General features: G+C 69.2%; 7 protein-coding genes. 5 read left to right on the top strand and 2 right to left on the bottom strand.

Annotated elements, in window-relative coordinates; all coding sequences use genetic code 11:
• Positions 1-19: 19 nt before the first annotated feature.
• Positions 20-6,727, bottom strand: coding sequence for a type I polyketide synthase (locus OV287_RS42210; RefSeq protein WP_267539698.1), 6,708 nt, complete (start codon positions 6,725-6,727; stop codon positions 20-22).
• A gap of 124 nt (positions 6,728-6,851) precedes the next feature.
• Here OV287_RS42210 and OV287_RS42205 point away from each other — a divergent pair, with 124 nt between their 5' ends.
• From OV287_RS42205 to OV287_RS42190, 4 genes are all read left to right on the top strand, one after another.
• Entirely contained in the window at positions 6,852-8,225 is a 1,374-nt protein-coding gene (locus tag OV287_RS42205; protein ID WP_267539697.1) for a cytochrome P450, read from the top strand.
• Positions 8,226-8,234: 9 nt separating this feature from the next.
• The gene (locus OV287_RS42200; RefSeq protein ID WP_267539696.1) at positions 8,235-9,083 is read left to right on the top strand and encodes an MBL fold metallo-hydrolase; all 849 of its coding nucleotides are present in this window, start codon (positions 8,235-8,237) and stop codon (positions 9,081-9,083) included.
• 243 nt (positions 9,084-9,326) lie between these two features.
• Complete coding sequence (locus tag OV287_RS42195) at positions 9,327-10,316, top strand: D-alanine--D-alanine ligase (RefSeq protein ID WP_267539695.1); 990 nt, start codon at positions 9,327-9,329, stop codon at positions 10,314-10,316.
• Positions 10,317-10,567: 251 nt separating this feature from the next.
• Positions 10,568-12,085, top strand: a complete 1,518-nt coding sequence (locus OV287_RS42190; RefSeq protein WP_267539694.1) for a cellulose synthase family protein — start codon at positions 10,568-10,570, stop codon at positions 12,083-12,085.
• Between the two features lie 81 nt (positions 12,086-12,166).
• Here OV287_RS42190 and OV287_RS42185 read toward each other — a convergent pair whose 3' ends face one another.
• Positions 12,167-12,703: a hypothetical protein gene (locus OV287_RS42185; RefSeq protein ID WP_267539693.1), complete on the bottom strand. Its 537-nt coding sequence runs from the start codon at positions 12,701-12,703 to the stop codon at positions 12,167-12,169.
• 82 nt (positions 12,704-12,785) lie between these two features.
• On the opposite strand from OV287_RS42185, the gene OV287_RS42180 reads away from it, so the two are divergent.
• Positions 12,786-13,772, top strand: coding sequence for a PEGA domain-containing protein (locus tag OV287_RS42180; RefSeq protein WP_267539692.1), 987 nt, complete (start codon positions 12,786-12,788; stop codon positions 13,770-13,772).
• Positions 13,773-13,997 lie beyond the last annotated feature (225 nt).

The raw sequence follows: 13,997 nt of genomic DNA, 5'->3' as shown, positions 1-13,997 counted from the left end.
CCTCGGGGATGCTGTGCGGTCACTCGTCGGACTGGTCGGCCTGCTCGAGCAGGAAGGCGAGGGTGTCCATCTGCGCCTCGTCCAGCCGGGCCAAGGGGAAGTCGGAGGCTGTGAGGGCGGCGCGGGTGTCCTGGCCGCCGGCGCTCAGCGCGCGCAGCGCACCGAGGAGCTCCGTGGCGAGCTGCTCCACGTCCGAATCACGGCAGGCACCCTGGGTGTAGGTACAGCGCACGTGGAGCTTGCCGCCGGACAGACAGCCTTCGAGCACCAGCGCGTGCCCGCCTGATGAGCATTGGCTGGAGAGCCCTTCTGGGAGCTCCTCGCCCGCGCTCAGGAGTCGCAACTCCACCTCGGCGTGGGAGCGTGCGCCGCCTACCGGGAGCTGACGGACCTGTTCCTTGATGGTCTTGAGGAGCGCGACCTCATCGGAGCCCTCGGGGGTCTCGAGTCGCAGCGGCCAGCTCACGTCGAAGCAGCCCACCGTGCGGGAGCAGTCGAGGCCATCGAACGCTCCGCGCCCATCGCGGGTGAAGTCGACGCAATGCGCGCGCCCACCCGTCCAGGCCGGGAGCGCTCGGGCCAGTCCCATGAGCAGGGCCTCGCCCAGATCGGCGCGCCAGGCGCTCGTGAGCTTCTCGCGGAGCGTTCGCGTCTCCTCTGCGGAGAGCGACACCGTGAGCTCGCGCAGGGGTCCTCGCTCAGTGCGTTCCAGGGGCAGGCGCGTGAAAGTCCCTGATGGCTCCGAACGCGAGGCGCTATCCGCGCTCCGGGATGCGGCGGTCTCCGCCAGGCGCTCCGCCCAGCGCTTGAACGAGGCGGTCTTCGGGCGCGGGCTCTCGCCGTCCTTTCGCCGCAGGGCCTCCTTCAGATCCTCGGCCAGGATGCGCCACGAGGTGGCGTCGAGGGTGAGCGCGTGGCCGGCCAGCAGGAGGCGATCCTCCTGTCCGAGGCGGTGGACGAGCGCTGCCGCGAGCAGCGTTCCCTGGCCCGGGTCGAGTTTCTCTCGGAGCTGCTTCTCCATGTCCTCGGGTCGCATGCCGGGGTCACTCTCCAGGAGCGGCACGGCTATCCCTGGGGGTATGCCCTCTTGCTTCCAGTCCAGGCCCTCCCGGATGAAGCGGTGGCGGAGCGCATCGTGCTGGGAGAGCAGCTCCCCGAGAACCTTCTCCACCCGGATCCGCTCGAAGGTCCCGGGGAGATCGAGCCAAAGCACTCGGCTCGCCTTGGCGACAGGCGGAGGGGCTTCTCCCAGGAGGCGGTGCTGCTCCGGCGTGAGAGGCACTGGGCCCACCACTGGACCCTGGAGCGTTAGCAGTCCGTCCAGCACCCGGGCGAGCTGCGCGATGGTCGAGCTCTGGAAGAACTGCTCCGGGTTGAGCTGGAGTCCCTGCCGGCTTCCCTTGGCCATGATCTGGATGGCCATGACGGAGTCGCCTCCGAGCTCGAAGAAGTCGTCGTGGACGCCAATGCCCTCGATGCCCAGCACCTCTTGCCAGGCGGCGGCGAGCTTCTGCTCGAGCTCGTTGCGGGGTGCCTCGTAGGCCGTCTTGAGGCCTGGCCGGGGCTGGAGCCCGCTCTCCGCACTCGGACCACCCACCGCCTCGGCGATGCGCTCGCGGACGACCTCGTCGGTGCGCTCCTGGGTGGCCCTCAAGTCTCGTACCGAGACCACCACCTGCGGCATGACCCGCGCCGCCAGCAGCCGTTCGAGCGCGGCCACGCCTTCGTGCGGAAGAATCTCCTGCCGTTCGTTCTCGGGCCGCCCGGTGCTGGGCTCCGCTTCCTGCTCCGAGGTGGCCAGCGCTCGAAGCTCGGCGGCGGGGTCGTTCACCCGCTTCTGGGTCAACCGCTCCACCTCGGCGACAACCCGGCCCTGCTCGTCCATCAGCACGGCCTCGAAGGCGAGCGTCTCGCCGTCGGAGCCCGCCTGCTCCAGGTAGCGCGCGTGGGCGTGGATGCGTCGCGGAATGGGACCGAGGAAGCGCAGGCGCCCATAGCCAAACGGTAGGTAGAAGCCGTGCTCGGCGAGGAAGCTCTTCGCCATGCCCGAGGTCCGGTCCATGAGCGAGGGGTGGAAGAGCATCCGCTCGAAGTCGGCGGAGAACTCCGGCTGGAGCTCCAGGGTGACGAGCAGCTCGCCCTGGCCAACGTGGAGCTGACGGACGCTGCGCCACCGGGGCCCGAGGTCCTCCTCGTACTCGGCCTCGAAGGAGGCGGGCGTGTGGCCGCACCGGCGGCGGAGCGCGTCGAGGTCGACGGCTCGGGGCTCCGGAGCGTCGATGAACCGGGCGTGGCCGGTGGCATGGGCGGTGGCCTTGCCGGTGCCGTCCTTCGGTTGCGAGCGCACGACCCAGCGGTAGTCCTCGCCCTCCTTCTCGATGACGAGCCGGATTTCGCGTGTCTCGCCGTCCGGCACGCGCAGCGGGAAGAGGAAGAAGGTATCCACCAGCTCGAGCGCCTTGCCCTGGGCGGCCCGGCCGGCGAGCGCGGCCCGGACCAGCTCGAACCAGGCGACGCCGGGGACGGTGGGAACGCCGACGATGCGGTGCTCGTCCACCACCCAGCGGGAGGGGCCATTGCCGATGTCGCTGGCGAAGACGAGGCGCTCCGGAGTGTCCACGAGACAGCGGTGGAGGAGGGGATGGTCGAGCACGCGGAGCGGCGCCTCTTCGCGGGAGCCCTTGCGCGCGGCCATGCCGACCTCGTCCCAGGCGCCCCAATTCACCGCGACCGCGTGGATGCCCGTGCGCGAGTGCCAGGAGCGCAGGAAGGCATCCAGGAAGGTGTTGGCTGCTGTGTAGTCCACCTGGCCGAGCCGGCCGACGACGGAGGACAGCGAGGAGCAGGCCACGAGGAAGTCGGGCCGGGTGCCCTCGATTGCGGCCGCGAGCACCTGCGTCCCCTTCACCTTGGGGGCGAGCACAGCGGCGGCGGCCTCGGGCGTCTTGAGCTGGATGAGGCCTCCGCCCGGAACGCCCGCCGCGTGAATGACGCCATGGAGCGCACCGAAGCGTTCCCGGGCCGCGGCCACGACTCCGCGCATCACCTCCAACTCGGTGACATCCGCGCGGCACACCAGCACCTCCGCGCCTAGCTGCTCGAGCCGCTGGACGGCGCGAATCCTCCGGCGCGTCTCCTCCTGGCCGGGAGTGTCGAGGAGCCGCGGCCACTCCTCGCGCGGAGGAATCCCGGTGCGGCTGGTGAGCACGAGCCGCGCCTTCACCCGGGTGGCGAGGGCCTCGGCGAGCGAGAGCCCCATGCCGCCGAAACCGCCGGTAATAAGGTAGACGCCGCGCTCGCGCAGGGGCGGCGTCCCCTCGGCGATGTGGAGCGGTTCGAAGCTCTGCACCCAGCGGCGGTTGTGGCGGTAGGCGACCACCGGCTCCTCGGAAGCGGAGGCGGCCTCGGCGGCGAGCAGCTCGGCGAGCCGGTCGAAGTGGAGGCTGTCCGCGGGAGGCAGCGAGACGTCCACGCTCCGGCAACGGAGGCTGGGGTACTCGCGGGGGATGACGCGGACCGGGCCGAGCACCGTGGCCTGCTCGGGCCACACCAGGTCTCCGCCGGTGACCTCCTGCATGCCGTTGGTCACGGTCATCAGGTGCACCGGGCGCTCCAGGCCCTGGCTTCCGAGTGCCTGGGCCAGCAGCAGCAGGCTGTGGAAGGAGCGGGAGAGGACGTCTTCGGAGGAGACACCGGTGGCTTCGGGGGTGAGGCCAAAGAGGTGGAGGATGCGCTCCGGGGAGCGTCCCTCGGTGCGCAGCTCCGAGAGCAGGGCGGCATGGCCCTCGCGGGTGAGGGCCAGCTCGAAGGTGTCTGCCCCCGTGCGCCGGAAGGTGCGTCCCAGCCGGGCCTCGACCACCTCCGCGCCCTGTTGCCGCAGCCGCTCGGCGATGCGCGCACCGAGCCCAGCTCCATCTGTGAGGAGCAGCCATGTCGTGGGCTTCGTCCCTGCACCCGAAGGCTTCGGGGCAGCCGCGGGCACCGACTCCTTCCAGACCGGCAGGTAGAACCAGCTCGCCAGGTCCGTTCGTTTCTCGAGCGAACCCACCGGAGCAGACAGCGAGGCGCGAAGCTCGACCCAGTGCCGTTGGCGCTCGAAGGGGTAGGTGGGTAGCGACAGCCGGTGGCGTGTCTCAGCGGAGTAGAGACCCGGGGCGTCCACCCCGTACAGCCAGAGCTGGCCCACGGTGCGCAGCAGGTGCTCTACGTCCGAGGTGCGCTGCTCGTCGGGAGCCGGCAGGCAGCTCAGCACCGCCATGTCCGGCTTCTTGCGCGGGTGCCACCGTGCGAGCGTGCGCAGGGCTCGCCCTGGACCCACCTCGAGCAGGATGGCCTTGTCCTCCTTCAGCAGCTCCTCCAGCCCCTCGGCGAAGCGCACGGGACGGCGCAGGTGCTCGGCCCAGTAGCCCGGATCCATGGCCTGCTCCGCGGAGAGCCACGTGCCCGTCGTGCCGGACAGGAAGCGGAGCTTGGGCGGGTTCCGCTTCACTCGCGCCACTGCCTCGCGGAAGGGCGCCACCGCGGAATCAACCCGGGCGCAGTGGAAGGCATGGGAGGTGTGCAGCCTGCGGCACGTCACCGAGCGCTCCCCGAGCCGCCGCTCCAGTGCGTCGATGGCCTCGGTGGCACCCGCGGCCACGCACGAGGACGGGCCGTTCACCGCGGCGATCTCCAGCTCCTGCCCGAGCAACGGCAACAGCTCGCGCTCCGGGAGCTGGACGGCGAGCATCGCGCCCGGAGGACAGGCCTGCAGCAGCCGGCCCCGGAGTGCGACGAGGTCGAGCGCATCCTCCAGCGAGAACACGCCCGCGAGGCACGCGGCAACGAACTCTCCGATGCTGTGACCGATCATCGCGTCCGGCCGCAGACCCCAGGATTCGAGCAGCCGCGCCAGTGCGTACTCGACGACGAAGAGAGCCGGCTGGGCGAGGGCCGTCTGCTCCAGGCGCTTCGCCGCGTGGGGGTCGTTCCGGTCCGCGGAGAAGAGCACCGGCCGCAGGTCCAGGTCATGACGCCGCCGCAGGGACTCGAGACAGCGGTCCAGCTCCTGGCGGAAGACGGGCTCGGAGGCGTAGAGGTCCGCGGCCATCGCAGTGTGCTGGGAGCCCTGGCCGGGGAACATGAACACCAGCGAGCGGCGGACGGGCTCCTGCACGCGGGAGAGGACCTGGCCCGGATGGAGGCTCGCGAGCGCTTCCCGCGCGTCCGAGGCCTCACGGCACACCACGATGCGGCGGTGGTCGAAGGTCCGCCGCCCCACGGCGAGCGTGTACGCCACATCCGCGAGGGAATCGCCGGGGTGCTGCTCCAGGTGCTGAGCGAGCCGGGCCGTCATTGCCTCCAGGGCCGCATCTGAGCGAGCCGATAGCCGGAGGAGCTGGAAGGGCCGCGAGGGGGCGGAGGCCATCCGCTCCGGAGCCTCCTCGAGGACCACATGCGCGTTGGTACCGCCGAGGCCGAAGGCGCTCACGCCCGCGCGCCGGGGGGCCGGACCCTCCCAGTCGCGCAGACGCGCGTTGACGTAGAAGGGGCTGGTGTCGAGGCCGAGCTCCGGGTTGGGGGACTCGAAGTGCAGGCTGGGCGGGAGGCGCCGGTGCTGAAGGGCGAGGGTGGTCTTGATGAGTCCGGCGACGCCTGCCGCGGTGTCCAGGTGGCCGATGTTGGTCTTCACCGAGCCGAGCGCGCAGAACCCCTGGCGCTGGGTGTGACGGCGGAAGGCCTGGGTGAGCGCCTGGACCTCGATGGGGTCGCCAATGGGAGTGCCCGTCCCGTGGGCCTCGACATAGGAGATGGAGTCGGGGGACACGCCAGCGACGGCCTGGGCCATGGAGATGACCTCGGCCTGACCTTCCACGCTCGGGGCGGTGTAGCCGACCTTCGAGGCACCATCGTTGTTGAGGGCGCCGCCGCGGATGACGGCGTGGATGATGTCGCCATCGGCGAGAGCATCTGCGAGCCGCTTGAGTAGCACCACGCCCGCGCCGCTGCCGGCGACGGTGCCCTGGGCCCTGGCGTCGAAGGCGCGGCAGTGGCCGTCCGGAGAGCCGATGCCGCGCTCGTTATAGAGGTAGCCGGTGCGCTGGGGGAGGGGGAGGGACACGCCGCCGGCCAGCGCCATGTCGCACTGGTGGCTGAGCAGTGACTGGCAGGCGAGCACCACCGAGACGAGTGACGTAGAGCACGCGGTCTGCACGGAGAGGCTCGGGCCCTTGAGGTCGAGCTTGTACGCGGTGCGCGTGGTCAGGTGGTCGTTCTTGTTGTGGAGGATGGTCTGGAAAGCGTTCGCTGTTCCCACCAGGCGCCCGGCCGGAGCCAGGTGGTGGAGCAGGTAGCCGTTGGCGCCAGCGCCCGCGAAGACACCGATGGGTCCCTGGAAGGCGGCGGGGTCATACCCGGCACGCTCGAAGGACTCCCAGGCGCACTCCAGGAACACGCGCTGCTGGGGGTCGGTCAGCTCGGCCTCGCGTGGCGAGAAGCCGAAGAAACGCGCGTCGAACAGCTCGAGGCCCTCGAGGACGCCGCGAGCCTTCACGTAGCGTGCATCGCTCAGCTCCGCCGGGTCGATGGCCGCGCGCTCCAGCTCCGCGTCGGAGAAGAAGGTGATGGATTCGATGCCGTCCTGGAGATTTCGCCAGAACTGCTCCACCGTGTTGGCGCCGGGGAAACGGCAGGCCATTCCGACGATGGCGATTCCTTCCACGTCCAGAGGCTGCTGCTCGATGCTCATGCTTTCTTTGTACACCTGCGTATCGGGGAATTCGGGGAGAAAATGAACATGACGTCATGTTCAACTTGGAATGGCGCAGCGTGTTAAGCCCCGCGGCCCACACACGGAGAGAAAGGCGTACGTCATGACGGTCACTACGCGAGAGGCGCCGGGGCCGAAGGGACACTGGTTCTGGGGGAGTCTGCGCGAGCGACGCAGTGAGTCACTCGGATTCCTCGTGCGGATGCACCGCGAGTACGGCGACGTGGTGCAGTGGCGGATGGGGCCCGTCAACCGGGTGGTGTCGCTGGTGAACCCGGAGCATGTGCGCCACGTCCTGGTGGAGAACGTAGGCCGGTACTCGAAGGGCTCGGGGGCGCAGCGGTTGAGCACCATGCTGGGCAACGGCCTGCTGACGAGCGAGGGCCCGTTCTGGATGAGGCAGCGCCGCCTCGCGCAGCCGGCCTTCCATCGCGAGCGGCTGATGCGGATGGTGGGGATGATGGGCGAGGAGGTGGAGTGCATGGTGGAGCGGTGGCAGGCGCGCCCCGACACCTCCGCCCCGGTGGAGATGGCGGACGAGATGGCTCGGACGACGCTCTCCATCGCGAGCCGAGCGCTCTTCTCTACCCAGGTGTTGGGTGAGGCGGACCGTGTCCTGCCCGCGCTGACGGTGGGGCAGCAAGTGGTGAACCAGCGGGTGCTCTCGCTGCTGCCGTTGCCACTGTCCCTGCCGACGCCGGGCAACCGCGCCTTCCTCCGGGCACGCCAGACGCTCGACTCGGTCGTCTTCGACATCATTGCTCGGCGGCGCCGCGGGGAGACGGAGGGGCAGGACCTGCTGGCGATGTTGATGGAGGCGCAGGACGCGGAGACGGGGGAGCGGATGACGGACGCGCAGCTGCGCGACGAACTGATGACACTCTTCATCGCTGGGTACGAGACGACAGCCAACGCTCTGACGTGGGCGTGGTACCTGCTCTCCCAGCATCCGGAGGTGGAGGAGCGGGCGCGCGGCGAGGTGGCCCAGGTGCTCGGGGAGCGTGCGCCCGGGCCCGAGGACATTCCGCGGCTGCGCTACCTCTCGCAAGTGCTCGAAGAGAGCATGCGCCTGTATCCGCCGGCCTGGGTCATGGTGCGGCAGGCCCGGGAGGAGGACGTGCTGGACGGCATCCGCATCCCGGCGGATCCTCGGCTCATCGTGGCCGTCTCTCCCTACGTCATCCATCGCCAGCCCCGCTTCTGGCCGGAGCCGGAGCGGTTCGATCCGGAGCGCTTCTCACCCGAGCGCGCGGGTGAGCGGCCCAAGCTGGCGTACCTGCCTTTCGGGGCGGGGCAGCGCCACTGCATCGGGAGCCACTTCGCGATGATGGAGATGGTGCTGGTGCTCGCGGGGGTGCTGCGGCGCTTCCGGCCGAGGCTGGTGCCTGGGCGGAAGGTGGAGCTGGAGCCACTGGTGGCGCTCCGGCCGAAGGGCGGTCTGCCCATGCTGCTGGAGCCCGTCACCGCCACCGGTTAGCCTCCCGGGATGCTCACCGAGGTCAGCGCGGGGCCCTATACGATTCGAGGCATTTCGGTCGGCGGCGTGTACACGTCGCTGCAGGTGCCGGAGCTCGGCGTGGTGTTCGACGCCGGAGTGCCCATCCGCTCCTTCGCGGGGACGGACCGTATCTTCCTGAGCCATGGCCACTCCGACCACGCGAGCGCGCTCGGCTCGCTGCTTGGCATCCGCACCCTCATCGGCAAGCCACCTCCGCAGGTGTTCCTGCCCGCGGAGATCGAAGCGCCCGTGCGCGAGGCCCTCACGGTGCAGGGCCGGCTGCACCGGACCGAGACCGACATCGAGACCGTGCCGATGCACCCGGGAGATACGCACCACCTCGGACATGGCCTGTGGGTTCGCGCCTTCCGCACGCACCACAAGGTCCCCTCGCTCTGCTACCAGTTCTTCCGCCGTGTCTCGAAGCTGAAGCCAGAGTTCCAGAGCCTGCCCCCCGCGGAGATCGGTCGGCGGCGCCAGGCGGGTGAGCCCCTCTTCGACGAGGTGGATCGTCTGGAGCTGGCCTATGCCACGGACACGCTCTCGCACGTGCTGGAGACCGCGCCCTCATTGCTCGAGTGCCGGGTGCTCATCCTGGAGTGCACGTTCATCGACAGCAAGCGCACGGTGCAGGATGCGCAGGAGCGCCTGCACATCCACCTGGATGAGATCCTCGCCCGGGCGGAAAGCTTCCGGAACGAGGCGCTGGTGTTGATGCACTTCAGCCAGGCCTACAGCCCGGACGAGGTGCACGCCGTGATTCAGGCGCGCACCCCAGAGAGTCTGCGAGACAAGCTGCGGATCTTCGCTCCCACGTCGGGCCGCTGGTTCGGGTGAGCGGCTCTATTTCCAACCAGGGACAACAGCAGCGAGACGCACGCCTGCATGCCGGGTCCTGGCGCGGTTCGCGGGACACGCCGTGGTCTCCCGGACACGCTCCCTGCGTGTGTGTCTTCTCGCTCCAGGTCTCGAAGTGCCCGAGAAGACGGCACTTTCGAGCAGCCAGGCGAGTACGCGCGCACTCACGCGCCGCTGGCATCCCTCGTGCTCTAGCCCCCTGACGAGGAGGAATCCAAAGTCATGGGCAAGCGCGTCGGTGTTCTGATGGGTGGTTGGGGCGAGGAGCGGGAGATTTCCTTGAAGACCGGTGAGGCCGTGGTGGCGGCCCTCGAGTCTCGCGGCAACACGGTGAGCCGCATCTTCGCTGGCCCCGGTCTGGACCGTGCTCTGCGCTCGGCCGAGCTCGAGGTGGCCTTCATTGCGCTCCACGGCCGCATGGGCGAGGACGGCAAGGTGCAGGGTCTGCTGGAGCTGATGGGGCTGCCGTATACGGGCTCGGGCGTGCTGGCCTCCGCGCTGGCCATGAACAAGCCCATGGCCAAGAAGCTCTTCCGCCTGCATAACCTCCCCACGCCCCTGGGCTACCGACTCGGCCGCGCCGACGCTCCGCGCGCCCTGGAGCTCCACGGCGACCTGGGTTTCCCCTGTGTGGTGAAGCCCGCGTGCGGCGGCTCCTCGGTGGGCCTCTCCGTGGTGCGTGAGCCCGAGGCGCTCGCCGCCGCCGTGGCCCAGGCCTGCCGCTTCGGTGGTGAGGCCCTCGTGGAGCGCATGGCGCGCGGCCGCGAGGTGACGGTGGGCATCCTCGGTGAGGAAGTGCTCGGCACCTGTGAGATCGCCACCCCGCGCGAGGGCTTTGACTACGACGCCAAGTACAAGGGTGGCTCGCGCTACTTCCTCCCCGCGCGTCTGTCCCCCACTCGCGTGGCCAATGTGGAGTCCCTGGCGCTCGCCGCCTACCGAGCCCTGGGTTGCCGCGGCTACGGCCGGGTGGACCTCATCTGCTCGGAGGATGAGAATGACGTCATCCTCGAGGTGAACACGCTGCCGGGCATGACTCCCGTCAGCTTGCTGCCGAAGATTGCGGCTCAAAAGGGGATGGACTTTCCTGCGCTGGTGGAACACATCCTGACGCTCGCCACCCGCGATGAAGTGGACGTAACCGAGGCGCCGCTGGCTCCGGAAACGCCCTCCGCGGTGCCTGTGGTGGTGGCTCAGCGCGCGGCGAGCTGAGTCAGGGACGACGTCGGAGGAAGCCCCACCCTCCGTGCATCTCCCGACAACCATTTGACAGTCACTTGACGCGTCCCTATTGTCCGGCGCTCGTTATGTCCCGGGAATGACAAACCCTTGTCATTCCGGGCACATACGTGGCGGGGGGCTCCGCGGGACCGAGTGCGGCGGTTCACGCGGGTCGGTGTTTCAAACTCCGCCGAGCAGCGTAAGGACCGCGGCGACTTCACCCGCGGTAGGGGCCAGGTCAGATGACCACCGTCGAGATCATCTTCTTGGGCGTGTACTTCAGCGTCCTCTGCGTGCTCGCGGTCTACGGATCGCACCGCTACCGGATGGCGTATCTGTACTACCGCCACAAGTTCAGGCTGCCCACGCCCAAGGGCGTGCTGCCGGCAATGCCTCGGGTCACCATCCAGCTTCCCATCTTCAATGAGATGTACGTGGTGGAGCGCCTGGTGGAGTCGGTGTGCCGCATCGACTACCCGCGCGAGCTGCTGGAGATCCAGGTGCTGGATGACTCCACGGACGAGACGTGCGGCATCGCCCGCGCGTGCGTGGAGCGCCACCGGCAGAAGGGCCACGACATCGTCTACATCCACCGCGAGAACCGCCAGGGCTTCAAGGCGGGCGCGCTGGAGAACGGCCTGAAGACGGCCACCGGCGAGTACATCGCCGTGTTCGACGCGGACTTCGTGCCCAGCCCCGACTTCCTGCTGCGCACGGTGCCCTTCTTCGCCGACTCCAAGGTGGGCATGGTGCAGGTGCGCTGGGGCCACCTCAACCGCGAGTTCTCCATCCTCACCCAGGCCCAGAGCATCTTCCTCGACGGCCACTTCATCATCGAGCACACCGCGCGCAACCGCGCGGGCTGCTTCTTCAACTTCAACGGCACGGCCGGCATCTGGCGGCGCATCACCATCTCGGACGCGGGCGGCTGGCAGCACGACACGCTCACCGAGGACCTGGACCTGAGCTACCGCGCCCAGGTGAGGGGCTGGCAGTTCATCTTCCTGCCCGAGGTCATCTCCCCGGCCGAGCTGCCGGTGGACATGAACGCCTTCAAGAGCCAGCAGCACCGCTGGGCCAAGGGCTCCATCCAGACGGCGCGCAAGCTGCTGCCGATGATCCTCAAGAGCGACCTGCCCTTCGCCGTCAAGCGCGAGGCCTTCTTCCACCTCACCAACAACATGGCCTACCTGTTGATGGTGCTGCTCAGCGCGCTCATGCCGCTGTCCATGGTGGTGCGCTTCCAGCACGGCCTCTACGGCACGCTCTTCCTGGACCTGCCCTTCTTCATCAGCGCCACCGCCAGCGTGTGCGTCTTCTACGTCGCCGCCCAGCGCGAGCAGGGTGCCAAGGGCTGGGCCCGCTTCAAGTACCTGCCCTTCATCATGAGCCTGGGCATCGGTATGGCCATCAGCAACGCCAAGGCCGTGCTCGAGGCGCTCCTGGGCCAGCAGTCCGCCTTCGCCCGCACCCCGAAGACTGGTGCCGAGGGCAAGAAGATCACCGCCATCAAGAAGAGCTACCGCGGCAGCAAGACCCTGCTGCCCGTCATCGAGCTCTCCTTCGCCACCTACTTCATGGGTGCGCTCTGGTTCGCCATCGAGAAGAACATCTGGGGCTCGGTGCCCTTCATCTTCCTGTTCCTCGCCGGCTTCCTGTACGTCGGCCTCTCCAGCCTCCTGGAGGGCCGCCTGAAGGTCAGTGAGTCCGCTCCTGCTCCCGTGAAGGTGTCCGAGGAGCAGACCCGCCGCGCGGCGTAGGGTGAGCGGGGTGGGGAAGACCCTCACCCCAACCCTCTCCCAGCGGGAGAGGGGGTTTCACACGGGGTAGAATGAGGGGTTTCAGGGAGTGGGAGTTCCCGCGTCCGGTACTCCCGCGTCCGGGACTGCCCTCAGCAGCCGCTGCTCCTTCCACACCGGCTTTGGACCGCTGGGAGCCGGGCGGCAGTCCTCGTCGATGGACGTCGACGCCACCGTGCGCAGCGTCAGGCCCTTGTCGTCACACACCATGGCCTGCGTCGGGAAGCGCACTGGGCACGCCATGCCCCCGGTGGTGAACGTCGTGGACCGCGTCTCCCCCACGAAGCCGTCCGGCGTCCGGTTGAGCACGATGCTCACCGTCGTGCCCCCATCCGCCTGGGCCTCTACGCCCTCCCGGGTCCGTGCCAGCGTCAGCGTCAGCGTGCCCCCGTCATCCTCGCCGAGGTAGCGGAACGCGGGGTTGTCCGTGTGGTGGTACTCGCCTGCCTGGTTTTTCTCGCACCCGGAGGGGACCCGGATCGGCGGGGACGCCGGGGGCGGGGAGGGGGTTCGGGCCGGACAGGCCATGAGGGCGGCGGCGAGGCCACCCGCTGCAATCCAGGGAATCGCTCGTGACATGGGGCTGATCTTCCCCCAATCCGCCTCCGGGGTGGACTCCAGTTTGACCCCTCTCTCCCGACTCTCTAACCTTTGTCCCGCCATGCTCCTGTGCCGCGCCTTCCTGATCGCGTTGGTCCTCTGTCTCGCCGCGCCTTCTGCCTATGCGCAGGGGATGGATGATCTGCTCGCCCCCCTGACGCCTTCCGGCAAGAAGGGGAAGGGCAAGGCCAAGACCACCCAGCGCCGCACGCCGAAGGCTTCCAAGAAGGCCACCAAGGCCACGAAGGGCAAGAAGGGCAAGGGTGCCAAGGCCACGCCGCCGGAGGAGTCGGAGCCGGAGCAGGCCGAGGGCTCTGATCTCCTCCTCGCGCCGCTCGTGAAGAAGACCGAGCTGCTCGTGAAGATGAATGGCTCTGTTCGGGGCGCGCGCTTCTTCCTCAACGAGAAGGAAATGGGCGCCATGCCCAAGGGTCCCATCGAGGTGGACCCTGGCGAGCACGTGGTCTCCGTGCGCAGGCCCGGCTACCGCAATTTCACCCAGCGCATCAACGCGAAGGAGGGCGAGCTCACCGAGCTGGCGGTGCTGATGGAGCCCACCGCGGGCTTCGTCTCCGTGAAGGCGGATGTCGAGGGGGCCCGCGTCCTCATCAACGGCGAGGACAAGGGCGTGGCGCCGCTCGACAGCCTCATGCTCGCGGCCGGCTCCTACGAGATCGTCGTCCAGCGCGAGGGCTTCCGCCCCGAGTCGCAGCGCATCGCGGTCCGCGCCGGCAAGGAATACAACGTCGACGTCAACCTGCGTCCCGAGGCCGTCGCGCAGGCTGATTCACCGCGGGCACCGGTGCTCACGCCGTCCTCTGTCTCCGAGCCCTCGCCGCTCACCCAGCAGCCCGTGGCCGAGCTCTCGTCGCGCCCGCTGACGAGCCGTTGGTACTTCTGGGCCGGCGTAGGCGCCGTGGTCACCGCCGCTGCCGTCGGCACGGTGATGGCCACGCAGCAGCAGCCGCTCGACCCGGACAAGGTCTGCGGTGGCACCTGCGATGGCGTCATCAACCGTCCCACCAGCGGCGGGTTGTTCCAGTTCTGAGGCGGGGGCCGAGGCCCCACTCCCTCGGCCAGCCGAAAACCATCGCCAGCGCCCGCCTTCGAAAGGGAGTTCAGGAGCCCCGTTCTTCCCGCTCGTCTCCGAGGCTTCGGGCGGATACGGGGCGCAACTCCGGCAACGGCCCTAGCTGCAGCGCGAGCTCGGGTTGCCCACGGGCGAGGAGCCCGAGGGTCGAGGGCATGGTGTGAACGCGTGCTATCACGCTGC

Origin of the sequence: Archangium lansingense, from assembly GCF_026626635.1 — a bacterium.
GTDB lineage: Bacteria > Myxococcota > Myxococcia > Myxococcales > Myxococcaceae > Archangium > Archangium lansingense.
This window is presented reverse-complemented; position numbering and strand designations above follow the sequence as displayed.

Coding starts and splice junctions, on each gene's coding strand:
- OV287_RS42210 (WP_267539698.1), bottom strand. CDS start 6,727: ATGAGCATCGAGCAGCAGCCTCTGGACGTGGAAGGAATCGCCATCGTC.
- OV287_RS42205 (WP_267539697.1), top strand. CDS start 6,852: ATGACGGTCACTACGCGAGAGGCGCCGGGGCCGAAGGGACACTGGTTC.
- OV287_RS42200 (WP_267539696.1), top strand. CDS start 8,235: ATGCTCACCGAGGTCAGCGCGGGGCCCTATACGATTCGAGGCATTTCG.
- OV287_RS42195 (WP_267539695.1), top strand. CDS start 9,327: ATGGGCAAGCGCGTCGGTGTTCTGATGGGTGGTTGGGGCGAGGAGCGG.
- OV287_RS42190 (WP_267539694.1), top strand. CDS start 10,568: ATGACCACCGTCGAGATCATCTTCTTGGGCGTGTACTTCAGCGTCCTC.
- OV287_RS42185 (WP_267539693.1), bottom strand. CDS start 12,703: ATGTCACGAGCGATTCCCTGGATTGCAGCGGGTGGCCTCGCCGCCGCC.
- OV287_RS42180 (WP_267539692.1), top strand. CDS start 12,786: ATGCTCCTGTGCCGCGCCTTCCTGATCGCGTTGGTCCTCTGTCTCGCC.